The 15,267-nt window shown below is 73.7% G+C and carries 14 protein-coding genes; 7 read left to right on the plus strand and 7 right to left on the minus strand.

Features of this window, described 5'->3' with window-relative positions:
- The first annotated feature begins 3 nt into the window (after positions 1-3).
- Together egtD and PP1_RS29340 are read left to right on the plus strand one after the other, a co-directional pair.
- The gene (egtD, locus tag PP1_RS29335) at positions 4-993 is read left to right on the plus strand and encodes an L-histidine N(alpha)-methyltransferase (RefSeq protein ID WP_010226955.1); all 990 of its coding nucleotides are present in this window, start codon (positions 4-6) and stop codon (positions 991-993) included.
- A gap of 37 nt (positions 994-1,030) precedes the next feature.
- Complete coding sequence (locus PP1_RS29340; protein ID WP_010226954.1) at positions 1,031-2,521, plus strand: serine hydrolase domain-containing protein; 1,491 nt, start codon at positions 1,031-1,033, stop codon at positions 2,519-2,521.
- Positions 2,522-2,536: 15 nt separating this feature from the next.
- Here the strand turns inward: PP1_RS29340 and PP1_RS29345 are convergent, their stop codons facing one another.
- Positions 2,537-3,325, minus strand: a complete 789-nt coding sequence (locus PP1_RS29345) for an AraC family transcriptional regulator (RefSeq protein WP_060575745.1) — start codon at positions 3,323-3,325, stop codon at positions 2,537-2,539.
- Between the two features lie 55 nt (positions 3,326-3,380).
- Here PP1_RS29345 and PP1_RS29350 point away from each other — a divergent pair, with 55 nt between their 5' ends.
- Together PP1_RS29350 and PP1_RS29355 are read left to right on the plus strand one after the other, a co-directional pair.
- A complete protein-coding gene (locus PP1_RS29350) occupies positions 3,381-3,956 on the plus strand; it encodes a class I SAM-dependent methyltransferase (RefSeq protein ID WP_010226950.1) in 576 nt (191 codons plus the stop codon).
- Between the two features lie 17 nt (positions 3,957-3,973).
- On the plus strand, positions 3,974-4,432 hold the full coding sequence (locus PP1_RS29355) for a cupin domain-containing protein (protein WP_033199062.1): 459 nt from the start codon (positions 3,974-3,976) through the stop codon (positions 4,430-4,432).
- Between the two features lie 95 nt (positions 4,433-4,527).
- Here PP1_RS29355 and PP1_RS29360 read toward each other — a convergent pair whose 3' ends face one another.
- From PP1_RS29360 to PP1_RS29370, 3 genes are all read right to left on the minus strand, one after another.
- The gene (locus PP1_RS29360) at positions 4,528-5,241 is read right to left on the minus strand and encodes an NUDIX hydrolase (protein WP_010226947.1); all 714 of its coding nucleotides are present in this window, start codon (positions 5,239-5,241) and stop codon (positions 4,528-4,530) included.
- Positions 5,242-5,274: 33 nt separating this feature from the next.
- Entirely contained in the window at positions 5,275-5,661 is a 387-nt protein-coding gene (locus tag PP1_RS29365; RefSeq protein ID WP_010226945.1) for a VOC family protein, read from the minus strand.
- A 185-nt stretch (positions 5,662-5,846) separates the two neighbouring features.
- Complete coding sequence (locus PP1_RS29370) at positions 5,847-6,413, minus strand: TetR/AcrR family transcriptional regulator (RefSeq protein WP_010226943.1); 567 nt, start codon at positions 6,411-6,413, stop codon at positions 5,847-5,849.
- Positions 6,414-6,496: 83 nt separating this feature from the next.
- Here PP1_RS29370 and PP1_RS29375 point away from each other — a divergent pair, with 83 nt between their 5' ends.
- Entirely contained in the window at positions 6,497-7,324 is an 828-nt protein-coding gene (locus PP1_RS29375; protein WP_010226941.1) for an oxygenase MpaB family protein, read from the plus strand.
- Between the two features lie 23 nt (positions 7,325-7,347).
- Entirely contained in the window at positions 7,348-8,526 is a 1,179-nt protein-coding gene (locus PP1_RS29380; protein WP_010226939.1) for an acyl-CoA dehydrogenase family protein, read from the plus strand.
- On the opposite strand, the gene PP1_RS29385 is transcribed toward PP1_RS29380, so the two are convergent.
- Positions 8,520-9,902: an acyl-CoA synthetase gene (locus PP1_RS29385; RefSeq protein WP_060633713.1), complete on the minus strand. Its 1,383-nt coding sequence runs from the start codon at positions 9,900-9,902 to the stop codon at positions 8,520-8,522. The two genes, PP1_RS29380 and PP1_RS29385, sit on opposite strands and share 7 nt — an antisense overlap.
- A gap of 22 nt (positions 9,903-9,924) precedes the next feature.
- On the minus strand, positions 9,925-11,214 hold the full coding sequence (locus tag PP1_RS29390) for an SLC13 family permease (RefSeq protein ID WP_010226935.1): 1,290 nt from the start codon (positions 11,212-11,214) through the stop codon (positions 9,925-9,927).
- A 114-nt stretch (positions 11,215-11,328) separates the two neighbouring features.
- Between PP1_RS29390 and PP1_RS29395 the strand changes: the two genes are divergently transcribed.
- A complete protein-coding gene (locus tag PP1_RS29395) occupies positions 11,329-12,078 on the plus strand; it encodes an IclR family transcriptional regulator (protein ID WP_010226934.1) in 750 nt (249 codons plus the stop codon).
- Between the two features lie 69 nt (positions 12,079-12,147).
- Here PP1_RS29395 and PP1_RS29400 read toward each other — a convergent pair whose 3' ends face one another.
- On the minus strand, positions 12,148-14,955 hold the full coding sequence (locus PP1_RS29400) for an aconitate hydratase (protein WP_010226931.1): 2,808 nt from the start codon (positions 14,953-14,955) through the stop codon (positions 12,148-12,150).
- Positions 14,956-15,267: the final 312 nt, after the last annotated feature.

Here is a 15,267-nt window from a genome sequence, read left to right on the forward strand (position 1 = left end):
ACCGTGACCTCACCCGGCACGATCCAGCTGGACGTCCACCTGACCGGCGCCGACGCCGGCGCCGCGCTGCGCGCCGACGTCACGCGCGGCCTCACCGCGTGGCCCAAGGAGCTCCCGCCGAAGTGGTTCTACGACGCCCGCGGGTCCGAGCTCTTCGAGCGGATCACCGAGCTGCCCGAGTACTACCCGTTCCGCACCGAGCGGGCCCTGCTCACCGACTCCGTCGCCGACATCGCGCGCTCGTCGGGCGCGGACACCGTCGTCGAGCTGGGGTCGGGGTCGTCGACGAAGACCCGGCTGCTGCTCGACGCGTTCGCCGAGGCCGGGACGCTGCACCGCTACGTCCCGCAGGACGTCAGCGAGTCCGCCCTGCGCGGGGCGATCGACGAGCTGCACCGCGACTACCCGGCGCTCGCGCTGCACGGGGTCGTCGGGGACTTCACGAAGGACCTGGACCGGCTCCCGGGGGCCGAGCCGGGCGGGAAGCGGATGATCGCCTTCCTCGGCGGCACGATCGGCAACCTGCTGCCCGGGCCTCGGCACGAGTTCCTCGCGCACGTCCGCAGCGTGCTCGCGCCGGGGGAGCAGCTGCTGCTGGGGACCGGTCTGGCGACCGACCCGGGCGTCATGGTGCCCGCCTACGACGACGCGCAGGGCGTCACCGCCGACTTCAACCGCAACGTGCTGCGGGTGCTGAACCGGGAGCTCGGCGCGGACTTCGACGTCGAGGCGTTCTCGCACGTCGCGCTCTGGGACGCGGAGAACTCGTGGATCGAGATGCGGCTGCGGGCGGGCCGGGACATGCGGGTCCGGGTCGCCGCCCTGGATCTCGACGTGGCGTTCGCCGAGGGGGAGGAGCTGGTCACCGAGATCTCGGCCAAGTTCCGTCCCGAGGCGCTCGACGAGGTCGTCGCGTCGGCCGGGTTCGCGCCGACGCGCCGGTGGACCGACCCCGACGGGCGGTTCGCGCTGAGCCTGCTCACCGCCTCCTGAGTTGCTCTATGACGTAATTCCGGAATAACGTAGGCGCATGACCTCCGCCGAGCCCACGACCGGTCGACGCCTGCTGGGTGCCGCGCTGGCCGGTGCCCTGGTGTGCGGGGCGCTCGGTGCCCTGCTCGCGCCCGCCCCCGCCACGATCGGGCCGGAGTCCACCGGGGACCCGGTGCTCGCCGAGCGCCTGCGGGCACTCGCGGGCGACGACGGCGCCCACGGCCTGGTCGCCTCGGTGACCGGGGACGGGACGACCGTCACGGCCGGGGTCGGCGACGACGGCCGCGGCACCCCGCTGGACGCCTCGACGCCGTTCGAGATCGGGTCGGTCACCAAGACCGTGACCGGCGCGGTACTGGCCGACCTCGAGCTCGGCGGTGTCGTGCGCGGCACCGACCGGGTGCGTGACGTGCTCCCGCAGCGCCCGTGGGGCCCGGTCGGCGACGTGACCCTCGCCGAGCTGGCGTCGCACCGGTCGGGGCTGCCGGTCGACGCCGGCGGCGCCCCGCTGCTGCTGCACAACATGGCGAACGGGTTCCTCGGCACGCCACCGGTGGAGCGCACCCCGGAGGAGGTGTTCGCCGCCGCCGACGGCGCGACACTCGGCCCCCGCGGCGAGGACGTCTACTCCAACCTGGGCTTCGCGCTGCTCGGCCAGGTGCTCGCCGAGCGGACCGGGACCCCCTACCCGCAGCTGGTCGAGCAGGTGGTGACGGGACCGCTCGGCATGGCCTCCACGGGCCTCCCCGGCGCGCCGCCGACCGGCGCCGCGGTCGGGCACGACCTGCGCGACCGCCCGCTGCACCCCTGGATCAGCGCGGGCGACGCGCCGGCCGGGATCGGGGTCTGGTCCACGGTCGACGACCTCGTCCGGTACGTCGGTGCACTCGACGACCCCGGATCCGTGGTCTCGGCGGCCGCGCAGCCGCGCTTCTCGTCCGACCTGGGCCGGATCGGCTACGGCTGGGAGACCCTCGAGGAGGACGACCGCACGTTCCTCTGGAAGAACGGCGGCTCCGGCGGCATCCGGACGTCGGTGCTCGTCGAGCCCGCCGCGGACCGGGCCGTGGTGGTGTTCGGCAACGCCGACCGTGGCGTCGACCGGATCGCGGTCGGTCTGCTCGACGCCCCGGCGCTGTTCGGCGACGACTCGGACGGGCCGGGCCTCGTCGGCTGGATCCAGATCCTGCTGGCGACGGTGTTCCCCGTCTACGCGGGGATCTCGGTGCTCGTGGCGGCGCGCGGCGGATGGTGGGCGACGGGCCCGTTCCGGCGGCCGGAGCTCGTCGGCGCCGCGGGCTGGGCGCTGTTCTTCCTGGTCCTGTCCTGGGCACGGGGGGACGTGGCCTGGGCGCTCCTGCCGTTCTGGGTGCTGGGGTGCGCCCTGGCCGGTGCCGGCCTCGGCATCGCGACGGTCCGGTGGCGCGAGGCGGTCCTCGCGCCGCGGGCGTGGTGGAGCGCGGCGCTCGGGGTGCTGGTCGGGGCCGGGTCGCTGGTCGCCGTCGTCGTCTCGGCGGCGCTGGTCTGACGGTCCGGCCGGTGGCTACCGGCCGGAGCGGCCGAACACGCCGGCGGGCGTCGTGCCGGTCGCGCGCCGGAACGCCGCGACGAACGCGCTCGGTGTCGCGTAGCCGACCCGTCGCGCGACCGTGCCGACCGGCAGCCCCGAGCCCAGCAGCTCCAGCGCCGTCCGGACCCGCAGCAGGGTCCGCCACCGGCCGGGGCCGACACCGGTCTCGGCCAGGAAGATCCGCGACAGGGTCCGTTCCCCGGCCCCGGTGAGCCGTCCCCAGGCGGCGAGGTCGCGCGGGTCGGCGGGATCGGCGGCGAGTGCGTCGGCGACCCGGCGGGCGCGCGGGTCGCGGGGCCACACCAGCCGGACGGCGGTTCCGGGCCCGCCGGCGTCGCGGGCCGGGCCGAGGCGGTCGAACAGCACCATCTCGGCGCGGTGCCGCTCGCCGTCGTCGAGACCGAGGTCGGCGAGGTGGTCGATGAGCGCGGCGAGCAGCGGGTCGACCGCCAGCACCGCGGGTGCGTCCCAGGCGGCGGGGCAGCGGTCCGGCCACAGGTAGACCCCGCGCATCGCGGACGCCTCGGTCGCGGCCGTGGTGTGCGCCGCGCCGGCCGGGATCCAGAGCGCGCGGCCCGGCGTGAGCACCCAGCCGGTCGCACCGAGGGTCACCCGCAGCACACCCCGCCCGGCCCAGGCGAGCTGGTGCGCGGGGTGCGCGTGCTCACCGAACACGTGCCCGCGGTCCAGCGGGATCCGGGAGACCAGGACGGCGGCGCCCGGGACGTCCGGCACGTGCGCCGGGAGGCCGGAACGCGACACGATCCGGCAGCCTAGCGACTCCCGGCCGCCGGGCGGGCGCCCTAGCGTCGCCTGCATGGCGATGAACGTTCTCCATCAGCGGATCTGCCGCTCCGACTCGTGGGCGGACCGGATGCACGGCACGACGCTGCCGTGGGCGACCCGGGGCGTCGACCTCGCCGGTGAGGTGCTGGAGATCGGGCCCGGCTACGGCGTCACCACCCGGTGGCTCGCTCCGCGCAGCGGTGCGCTCACCGCGCTCGAGGTGGACCCGGTGATGGCCGCCGACCTGCGCGACGGGCTGGGGCGGGAGCTGGGCGTCGACGTCCGGCACGGCGACGGTGCGGCCCTGCCGTTCCCGGACGGGAGCTTCGACGCCGTCGTCTGCTTCACGATGCTGCACCACGTCCCGACGCCCGCCGAGCAGGACCGGCTCTTCGCCGAGGCCACCCGGGTGCTGCGCCCCGGCGGGACGTTCGCGGGCATCGACTCGCGGCTCAGCCTGCGGTTCCGGCTGATCCACGTCGGCGACACGATGACCGTCGTCGACCCGGACGGGCTGCCCGCCCGGCTGGCCGCGGCCGGGCTGGCGGAACCCGGCACCGAGCTGGGCGGGCGGTCGTTCCGCTTCCGGGCCACCCGCCCGTCCTGACGGTTACGGTGGCCCGCATGACCACCGACTGGCGCGACGACGGCGTCCGCGTGATCCCCGGGGACGCGCTCGACACGAACACCCCGCAGACGCCGGGGATGAACCGGGCCGCGGCGGTCACCCACGACCGCGTCGGGTCGGAGAAGCTGTGGGCCGGGACGGTCACGATCCACCCCGGTGCCCGTACCGGTGCGCACCACCACGGCGAGCTGGAGAGCGTGATCTACGTGGTCCGCGGGCGGGCCCGGATGAAGTGGGGCGAGAACCTGGAGTTCACCGCGGAGGCCGGGCCGGGCGGGTTCATCTTCGTGCCGCCGTACGTCCCGCACCAGGAGATCAACGCGCTCGACGACGAGCCCCTGGAGTGCGTGCTGACCCGCTCCGGGCAGGAGCCGGTCGTGGTGAACCTCGACATCGACGGCGTCGCCGATCCCGAGCACGTGCCGTGGGTCGACCCGGGACACCCGCACCCCTGACCCGACTCGTCCGCATCCGGACCGTCCCCGCCGAGATGCGGCTCAGCGCTCTCCGCCGGTCTTTCCGGCGACGCTGAGCTGCATCTCGGCGGGAGTCAGTCGGGGCGGCGGGCGAGCTCCTCCCAGACCTGTTCCGGGCCGGGCGTCCAGGGACGGTGCCACCCGCCGAACCGGAGCACGGCGTCGAGCACCTCGCCGGTGTAGCCCCACACGACGTCGTCGCCGACCCGGAAGCCCGGGCCCCGCCACCGCCCGCCACCGGCGCGCAGCGCGAACCGGTGCGCCGGGTCGGCGAGCGAGGCCAGCGGCACCCGCAGCACCGCCTCGGTCTCCCGGGGGTCGACGGCGGCCAGCGGCCCGGGGGTGTGCCAGTGCGCGAGCACCGCGGTCACATGGAAGCCGGTGAGCAGGACGAGCCGCGGGAACAGCGCGACCGCGTCCACCCCGGACGGACGCAGGCCCGTCTCCTCGACGGCCTCGCGGACCGCGGTCGCGACCGGGTCGGCGTCGCCCTCGTCGCGGCGCCCGCCCGGGAACGACATCTCCCCGGAGTGGTGACGCAACCGGCGGGCCCGGCGTTCCAGCACGACCTCCGGCCCGTCGTCGCCGAGGGCCAGCAGGACGAGCACCGCCGACTGCCGGGGCCCGACGTGGTCGGCCGGATGGTCGTTGCGGCTGATGTCGCCGGGCTGCGCGGTGCCGAGCCCGGCGAGCAGCGGATCCATCCAGGACGGAGCCCGGCCGGGGTGCACCCGTGCCGCGTCGAGCCAGCGGCGGGCCCGGGCGACGGTCGCGTCGTCGTCGATCACGACGACAGTCTGGCCGCCCGGGCCCGCGCCGTCCTACAGATAGGGCTGCGTGATCATCTCCAGGTGATGGCCGGCCGGGTCCCGGAAGTACACCCCGCGGCCGCCGTGCCCGTGGTTGATCTCCCCGGGCCGCGTCTGCTGCGGATCGGCCCAGTGCTCGACGCCGTCGGCGACGAGCCGGCCGTAGGCCCGGTCGAACAGCTCGTCGTCGACGAGGAACGCGTAGTGCTGCGGCTGGACCTCCGGGAACCGGTCCTCGGGCAGGTCGGCGAACTGGATCAGTACTCCGCCGTCGAGCAGCAGGTTGGTGAAGGGCCCCCAGGACGGGGCCTCGGCCGCCTCGAACACGTGGCGGAAGAACGCCGCCGAGACCGAGCGGTCCCGTGCGGCGACGATGGTGTGGTTGAACGTGCAGGTCATGGATCTCCTCCGGGTCGGTGCGGGACCGCGCGCGGAGACACGTGGAAGGAGAGCTGCGCCCGCGGGCCCGTGCGGGAACGCCGACGACGCACGGCGTCGGCGGGTGCGGGGACTCCTTCCGGCTGGGCCCATCGGGGGCGCACCGCCGACGCTAGCAGCGCGCCGGCCGCGCGTGCGAGCGTGAGTCAGCCGCGCTGCACCGCCACCAGCAGCGCCGTGCACCGGTCGACGAGATGCGCACGGTCCACGGGGAGGTCACCGGCGGTCCACGAGCCGAGCACTCGGGCGAGCCCGCCCACCGCGAACGCCCCGAGCAGGTCGTCGGGGTCCGGCCGGCGCTCGACGAACAGCCGCACGAACAGCCTCGCGGTCTCGGCGTGCCGGGCCGCCTGGGCGGGGCCGAACAGCACGCGTCCCTTGCGGGGGTCGTCCACCACCACCCCGACGATCGCCTCGACCCCGGCCCGCACCCGTGCCTCGTGCGGGCCCGGGGCGCCGTCGACGGCCCCGGCCGCGGCGCGGGCCACCTCGTCGACGACGGCGTCGTAGACCGCGGCGGCGAGTGCGTCCCGGTCGGTGAAGTTCTCGTAGAAGTAGCGGGTCGCGAGCCCGGCCCCGCGGCAGGCGGCGCGCACGGTCAGGTCGCCGCCGGGCGTGCCGAGCAGCTCCAGCCCGGCACCGACCAGCTGCGCCCGCCGGTCCGCGCGGCGCCGGTCGCCGTCGACGCCGCCGTAGGTCCGCAGGTCGCTCACCGTGCCGATGGTGCCCGCTTGCCGACCGCCCGGCAATCTGAGTACGGTCGTTCTCAGATCCCGCACCGCTGCAGGAGGTCCCGATGACGGTCGTCGCACCCACCCGGCTGCCGCGGACGGCCCGCGATCTCGTGCTCGGGCCCGTCCTGCTCTCGGCGACCGCCAACGTGATCATGGAGCTGTCCCTGCCGCCGGTCGGCCACGGCGTCCGGGAGAGCCGGGTGACCAGCGGCAACCTGTTCGAGCACCCGGTCCACCGGTTCCGGACGACGAACACCTACCTCGGCGTCGCGCTGCTCGGCACCGGCGACGACCGGCGCGCCTACCGCCGGGCCGTCGGCCGCTCGCACGCCCGGGTCGTCTCCACCGCGGAGAGCCCGGTGGCCTACCGGGCCACCGACCGGGACCTGCAGCTCTGGGTCGCGGCCTGCCTGTACCGGGCGTTCGAGGACACCTGGGGGCTGCTGGTGGGGGAGCCCGGCATGCGGCTGCCCGACGACGTCTACCGCGAGTGCGCCGCCCTCGGCACGACACTGCAGGTCCGGCCCGAGCAGTGGCCGGCCGACCGCGACGCGTTCGACGAGTACTGGGCGGCCGGTCTCGCCGACGTCGCGATCGACGACCGGATGCGTGCGTACTTCGGTCGCCTGCTCGACCGCGAGTACCTCGGCCCGGCCGGCCGGATCGGTGCCGCGCGCCACCGCTGGTACACCACCGGCTTCCTGCACGAGCCGTTCCGGAGCATGCTCGGCCTGCCCTGGTCCGACGACGACCGGCGCGCGTTCGAGCAGCGGATGCGGCGGACCGGCGCGATGCTGTTCCGGCTCCCGCCCGCCGTGCGCCGGCTGCCCTACAACGCCTGCCTGACCGACATGCGCGTGCGCCGCCGGCTCGGCCGGCCGCTCGTCTGAGACCGATCCCGAGAGGACGCCCGATGGACTTCGCGCTGCCCGAGACCGCCCTCGCCGTGCAGGAGGGCGTCCGCGCGATCGGCGCCCGGCACGACCACGCCTACTGGTCCCGGCTGGAGGACGAGCACCGGTTCCCGTGGGAGGTGTGGGAGGAGCTCGCCGCGGGCGGCTGGCTCGGGCTGACCGTCCCGGAGGAGTACGGCGGCGGTGGCCAGGGGATGCTGGAGCTCGCCGTCGCCTGCGAGACCCTCGCGGCGTCCGGCGGCACCGCGGGCACCTTCCTCTACATCCTCACCCCGGGCTTCGGCGCGACCACCCTCGCCCGGCACGGCACCGCCGAGCAGAAGGCCCGGCTGCTGCCCGGCCTGGCGTCCGGCGAGCTGCACTTCTGCATGGCGCTGACCGAGCCCGACGCGGGCAGCGACGCGCTGAGCATCCGCACCCGGGCGGTCCGCGACGGCTCCGACTTCGTGATCGACGGCCAGAAGATCTGGATCTCCGGCCTGGAGAACGCCGACTGGATGGTCGCGATCACCCGCACCACCCCCGCCGCCGACGCCCGTCCCCGGACCAGCGGGTTCACCCTGCTGCTGGTCGACGTGAAGGAGGCCGTCGCCGCCGGGACGCTGCGGTACACGCCGATCCCGAAGATGGGCTCGAACGTCGTGACCTCCAGCCAGGTCTTCCTCGACGGCGTCCGCGTCCCGGAGAGCCACGTGATCGGCGAGGTCGACGCCGGTTTCGCGGTGCTGTGGGACGTGCTCAACCCGGAGCGGATCCTCGCCGCCGCGGGCGGGGTCGGGTCCGCCGACGCCGCGCTCGACGTCGCCGTCCGCTACGCCCGCGACCGCGAGGTGTTCGGCCGCCCGATCGGCGCCAACCAGGCCGTGCAGTTCCCGCTGGCCCAGATCAAGGCGAAGACCGAGCTGGGCAGGCTGATGACCTACAAGGCCGCGTGGCTCTACGACCAGGGGCAGCCCTGCCACGCGGAGACCAGCATCGCGAAGCTGACCGGCGCCCAGGTCGGCTGGGAGGCGGCCGAGCGGGCGTTCCAGACGTTCGGCGGGATGGCCTACTCCAAGGAGTACCCGGTGGAGCGGCTGTTCCGGGACGCCCGCATCGCGCGGAACATCCCGGTGTCCGAGGAGCTGGTGCTCGCCCACATCGGGACCCAGGTCCTCGGACTCCCGCGGAGCTACTGACCGAGCAGCTTCTTCTGCACCTTGCCCATCGGGTTGCGGGGCAGCGCGTCGACGAACACGACCTCGCGCGGCCGCTTGTGCCAGGACAGCTGCGACGCGACGTGGTCGATGAGCGCCTCCGCCGTGCCCTCACCGACGACGAAGGCGACGATCCGCTGGCCCAGGTCCGGGTCCGGGGCCCCGACGACGGCGACCTCGGCGACCCCGGGGTGGTCCATCAGCACGGCCTCGATCTCGCCGGACCCGATCCGGTACCCGCCGGACTTGATCAGGTCGGTGGACTCGCGGCCGACGATGCGGTGGAACCCGCCCGGCTCGCGTACGGCGAGGTCGCCGGTGCGGAACCAGCCGTCGCCCGCCCAGCACTCGTCGTTCGCGTCGGGGCGGTTGAGGTAGCCGCCGAACAGCATCGGGCCGCGGACCTCGAGCCGCCCGACCGTCTCGCCGTCGTCGGGGACCTCGCCGGTCTCGCCGTCGGCCGCGGGCAGCAGCCGGGTCTCCGCGCCGGGGACCGGCATGCCGACCCAGCCCGCGCGCCGCTCGCCGGACGCCCGTGCGCTCAGCGTGATCATGGTCTCGGTCATGCCGTACCGCTCGACCGGCGCCTGCCCGGTCAGACCGGCGATCCGCTCGAACAGCGTCGCCGGCAGCGGCGCGCTGCCCGAGACCAGCAGCCGGGCCCGGCCGAGCGCCCGCGCCGACTCCGGGTCCTCCACGATCCGGTTCCAGACCGTCGGGACGCCGAAGTACATCGTCCCGCCGGCCGCGGCGTAGCGGGCCGGCTGCGGCTTCACCGTGTGCACCACCCGCGAGCCGCGGCGCAGCGCCCCGAGCACGCCGAGGATCAGGCCGTGCACGTGGAACAGGGGGAGACCGTGCACGACCGTGTCGTCCGGGGTCCAGTCCCAGACGTCGAACAGGCCGTCCAGGCCGGACGCGATGGCCCGGCCGGAGAGCTGAGCGCCCTTCGGGGCGCCGGTGGTCCCCGAGGTGTAGAGCAGCATCGCCGTGCGCTCGGGATCGATCTCGCGGAGGGAGACCGCGGCGCCGCCCGGGACGACCGCGGGCAGGTCGACGCCGTCGGGACGGTCCCCGGCCCACGCCGTCGCACCGGAGTCGCGCAGCACGTGGCCGCGCTCGGCCGGCCCGGAGTCCGGGGGGACCGGCACCACGGGGACGCCGGCCAGGATGCAGCCCGTGACCGCGACGACGGTGTCGAGCGACGCCGTCGCGTGCACCGCGACCGGGCCGTCACCGGGGATGCCCGCGGCGAACCGGCCGGCGCGGTCGACCAGCTCCGCGCGGGACACCGCCTCGTCGCCGACGACGACGGCACGGTCGAGGTCGTGACCCGAGGTGAGCGAGGTGAGGAACAACTGCGAACTCCTGACGTGACGGTTAGACGGCCATCGCGGGCAGCACGAGCGCACCGACCAGCGCGAGCGGGCCGATCACGACCATGGACAGGCCCCAGCGGGTCAGCAGCGCGGTCATCCGCGGCCGCTCGTCGGGGTCGACGGTGGTCGCGACCAGCGTCGCACCCACCGTGGAGAACGGCGACACGTCCACGATGGACGAGCAGACGCCGAGCGCGCAGATCAGGGCCCAGCCCGGGAGGCCGCCCTGCTGGACCAGCGGGATCGCGAGCGGGACGAGCGCGGCGAGGATGCCGGTCGTCGACGCGAACGCCGACACCAGCCCGCAGACCGCGCAGATCACGAACGCGGCGAGCAGCGGCACGGTGAGCTGCGCAGCGAGGTCGCCGAGCAGGTCGACCGCACCGATCTCCTGCAGCACGCCGACGTAGGTGATGATCCCGCCGACGAGCAGCACGGTCGACCAGTCGATCTCCTTCAGCGCGCCGCGACCGTGGTCGGGGTCGATGAGGGTGAGGGCCGCGCCGAAGGCGAAGGCGAGGACACCGACGTCGGGCTCGTTGCCGAGCACCGCGAGCACGACGACGGCCGCGACCAGGCCCAGCATCGCCGTCACCGTGATCAGGTGGATCGCCCGGAACGGCTCGCGAGCGACCGGCGGCTCGTCGTCCCCGAGCTCCGGACCGGCGCCCCCACCGGTGGTGACGGCCGTCCGGGACCGGCTGCGGGAGCCGAACATCAGGTACGACACGGCCAGCAGCACCAGGTTCGCGACGATCGCGACCGCGAACAGGGCCAGCGGGTTCAGCGGGATCCCCGCCGTGTTCGCGGTGCCCCAGGTGACGATGCCGAACAGCGACGTCGGCGCGAAACCGCCCGCGGAGAGCCCGGTGCCGATCGCGAGCGCCATCAGCATCGGGTCGATCCCGCGGCGGTGCGCGACCGACATGCCGATCGGGGCCATGACCAGACCGCCCAGCGGCGAGCCCATCGCCGAGACGACGCCGGTGAGCACGAAGAACGTCAGCGGCAGCGCGCCGCTGCGGTCGCCCACCACGACCAGTGCCCGGTCCACGAGACGGCCGATCGTGCCGTTGGCCTTGGCGATCCCGAAGAAGAACGTGACGCCGACCAGCAGGATCAGGATGTCGACCGGGAACCCCGAGACGATGTCGTCGAGGGCCAGGCCGGCGACGAGCAGGCCCATCCCGGCGGCGGCCGCGAACATCACGATGCCGATGTGCGAGCGCCGGACCTCGGCGATCACGAACACCGCCGCGAACACCGCCAGCGCGATGATCTGTACCGCCACGTGCCTACCCCCGTTGGTATGCGTCCTTGTCGTATCGGTCCATCAGGTGGCACAGTGGTTCGCTGAATGGACCGACGATGGGACCGTAATCACTCGTCCGTGAGGGGTCAAGCAGTGGCGGCGACGAACAGCGTGGTCTCGGCGGTGCGGGTGATCGAGGCCGTCGGCCAGCGGCAGCCGATCGGCCTGTCCGATCTCGCCCGGGCCGTCGGGCTGCCGAAGTCCACGGTGCAGCGGACGCTGCTGACGCTGGCCGAGGTCGGCTGGTGCACCACCGACGACGTGTCGCGCTGGCGGCTGACCTACCGCGCGTTCGCCGTCGGGAACCAGGCCCGCGACGCCGGCGGCCTGCGCGACCGCGCGCTGCCCGTACTGCACGAGCTGCAGCTCGTCACGGGGGAGACGATCCACCTGGCGGCACCGGACGGCCGGGACCTCGTCCTCATCGAGCGGCTCGACACAGCGCACCGGCTGCGTGCGTTCCTGCCGCTGGGCCACCGGATCCCGCTGCACGCCTCGGCGACCGGGCAGGCGTACCTCGCCGCGTGCCCCGACGCCGAGATCGACGCCTACCTGCAGGGGCCGCTGCCGCCCTCCACCCGGTTCACGGTCACCGACCCGGACACGCTGCGGAACCGGCTGGCCGGTGTCCGTGAGCGCGGGTGGTCGGTGAACCCGGAGGGGCTCTCCGACGGCATCGCGGCGGTGGGGGCGGCGATCGTCGGGACCGACGGCCGTCCGGTCGGCTCGCTGTCGGTGTCCGGCCCGACCGTCCGGATGACCGCCGACGTGTTCGACGACCACGGCCGCGCCGCCGTCGACGCGGCCCGGCGGATCTCCCGCGAGCTCGGTGCCCCGGGCTGACCCGCCCGACGCGACGGAGCCCGCCACCCCGGGACGGGGGGACGGGCTCCGCGTGTGGTGGTGTGCGCGTCAGCTCTTCAGCATGCCCCGGAGGACGTACTGCAGGATGCCGCCGTTGCGGTAGTAGTCCGCCTCACCGGGGGTGTCGATGCGGACCTTGGCGTCGAACTCGACGGTCTCGCCCGACGTCTTCGTGGCGGTCACGTGCACCGACTTCGGGGTCTTCCCGTCGTTCAGCTCGGTGATGCCCGCGACGTCGAAGGTCTCGGTGCCGTCCAGCCCGAGGCTCCGGGCCGACTCGCCCTCCGGGAACTGCAGCGGGATGACACCCATGCCGATCAGGTTCGACCGGTGGATCCGCTCGAAGGACTCGACGATCACGGCCTTGACGCCCAGGAGCGCGGTGCCCTTGGCCGCCCAGTCGCGCGACGACCCGGAGCCGTACTCCTTGCCGCCGAGCACGACCAGCGGGGTGTCCTGGGCGGCGTAGTTCTGCGCGGCGTCGTAGATGAACGCCTGCGGCGCGCCGTCCTGGGTGAAGTCCCGCGTGTAGCCACCGGAGACGTCGTCCAGGAGCAGGTTGCGCAGCCGGATGTTCGCGAACGTGCCGCGGATCATCACCTCGTGGTTGCCGCGCCGCGAGCCGAAGGAGTTGTAGTCCTTCTTCTCGATGCCGTTCTCGTCGAGGTACTGCGCGGCCGGGGTGCCCGGCTTGATCGCGCCGGCCGGCGAGATGTGGTCGGTGGTGACCGAGTCGCCGAGCAGGGCGAGCACCCGGGCACCGGCGATGTCGGAGACCGGCGACGGCTCGGAGGCCATGCCCTCGAAGTACGGGGGCTTCCGGACGTAGGTGGACTGCTGGTCCCACTCGAAGGTCTGTCCCTCCGGGGTGGGCAGCGCGCGCCAGCGCTCGTCGCCGCGGAAGACGTCGGAGTAGTTCTTGGTGAACATGTCCGAGTCGATCGCGGAGTCGACGACCGAGGTGATGTCCTCGCTCGACGGCCAGATGTCGCGCAGGAAGACGTCCGTGCCGTCCGAGCCCTGCCCGAGGGGCTGGGCCTCGAAGTCGAAGTCCATCGTCCCGGCCAGCGCGTAGGCGATGACCAGCGGCGGGGACGCCAGGTAGTTCATCTTGACGTCCGGGTTGATCCGGCCCTCGAAGTTCCGGTTGCCCGACAGCACCGACACGACGGTGAGGTCGTTGTCGTTGACCGCCTGCGAGATCTCCTCCGGCAGCGGGCCGGAGTTGCCGATGCAGGTGGTGCAGCCGTAGCCGACCAGGTTGTAGCCGAGCTTGTCGAGGTAGGGCCAGAGGCCGGCCTTCTCGTAGTAGTCGGTCACGACCTGCGAGCCCGGGGCCATCGAGGTCTTGACCCACGGCTTGGTGGTCAGGCCCTTGTCGACCGCGTTCTTGGCCAGCAGCGCGGCGCCGAGCATGACGCTCGGGTTCGAGGTGTTGGTGCAGGAGGTGATCGAGGCGATCACGACGGCGCCGTGGTCGAGCACGAACTCGCCGCGCGAGGAGGACGTCACCGTGACCGGCTTGGACGGGCGGCCCTCGCCACCGTTCGCGGCGGAGTGCACGACCGGCGCGGCGTCGTCGTCGGCGAAGCTCAGCGCCGGGGCGTCGCTGGCGGGGAAGGACTCGTCGCTCGACTCGTCGACCCCGCTGAGGGTGCCCTCGGCCGCCTCGTCGTCGGTGTAGTCGTGGACCGACTTCCGGAACGCGGGCTTCGCCTCGGACAGCTCGATGCGGTCCTGGGGGCGCTTCGGGCCGGCGATCGACGGCTTCACCGTCGACAGGTCCAGCTCCAGGGTCTGCGAGTAGACCGGCTCGTGCTCCGGGTCGTGCCAGAGGCCCTGCTCCTTGGCGTAGGCCTCGACGAGCGCGATCTGCTCGGCGGAGCGGCCGGTCAGCTTCAGGTAGCGGACGGTCTCGTCGTCGATCGGGAAGATCGCGGCCGTCGAGCCGAACTCCGGGCTCATGTTGCCGATGGTCGCGCGGTTGGCCAGCGGCACCGCGCCGACGCCCGCACCGTAGAACTCGACGAACTTGCCGACGACACCCTCGCGGCGGAGCATCTCGGTGATCGTCAGGACCACGTCGGTGGCGGTCACGCCGGTCGGGATCTCACCGGTCAGCTTGAAGCCGAGCACCTTCGGGATGAGCATCGAGACGGGCTGGCCGAGCATGGCGGCCTCGGCCTCGATGCCGCCGACGCCCCAGCCCAGTACGCCGATGCCGTTGACCATCGTGGTGTGCGAGTCGGTCCCGACCAGGGTGTCGGGGTACGCCTGCCCGTTGCGGGGCATGACCACGCGGGCCAGGTTCTCGATGTTGACCTGGTGCACGATGCCGGTGCCGGGCGGGACGACCTTGAACTCGTCGAAGGCGCCCTGGCCCCAGCGCAGGAACTGGTAGCGCTCCTTGTTGCGGCCGTACTCGAACTCGATGTTCTTCTCGAACGCGTCGGCGGTACCGAAGAAGTCGATCATCACCGAGTGGTCGATGACCAGCTCGGCCGGCGCGAGCGGGTTGACCTTGGCGGGGTCGCCGCCCATCTCGGTCACGGCCTCGCGCATGGTCGCGAGGTCGACCACGCAGGGGACACCGGTGAAGTCCTGCATGATCACGCGGGCGGGGGTGAACTGGATCTCGGTGTCCGGCTCGGCCTGCGGGTCCCAGTTCGCCAGGGCGTTGATGTGGTCCGCCGTGACGTTGGCCCCGTCCTCGGTGCGGAGCAGGTTCTCGAGCAGGACCTTCAGGCTGAACGGCAGGCGCTGCGAGCCCTCCACCGCGGAGAGCCGGAAGATCTCGTAACCGGTGCCCCCGACGTCGAGCTGTCCTCTGGCGCCGAAGCTGTCGGTGCTGGCCACTTGGTGGTCCCTCCCGTGGTGGTGGGCGTGCTGCGTCCGGTTTCGATGAGCGGCAGGCCGTTCGCGACCGGGCTGCTCACCGGCGTCGTGTCGGAGTCTCGCGCACCGCCTCTGACGCGGCAGCGCGGACCCTGGTGACCCAAATAGTACGCCTGTCCTATAAGCCGCGCGAGGCGGGTGTGGTGCCCGTCGCGTCGCCCGAGCGGCGGACGGGAGCGCTGCGCCCGGTGTGTCGCACGTGGTCGACGGGGCAGGAGTGGCACCCTTCGTCGCGATCAACGGGCCCTCGTACCCCGAGCGCGGCCCGTACCC

Source organism: Pseudonocardia sp. P1, from assembly GCF_000178675.2.
In the GTDB taxonomy this organism is placed as follows: Bacteria; Actinomycetota; Actinomycetes; order Mycobacteriales; family Pseudonocardiaceae; genus Pseudonocardia.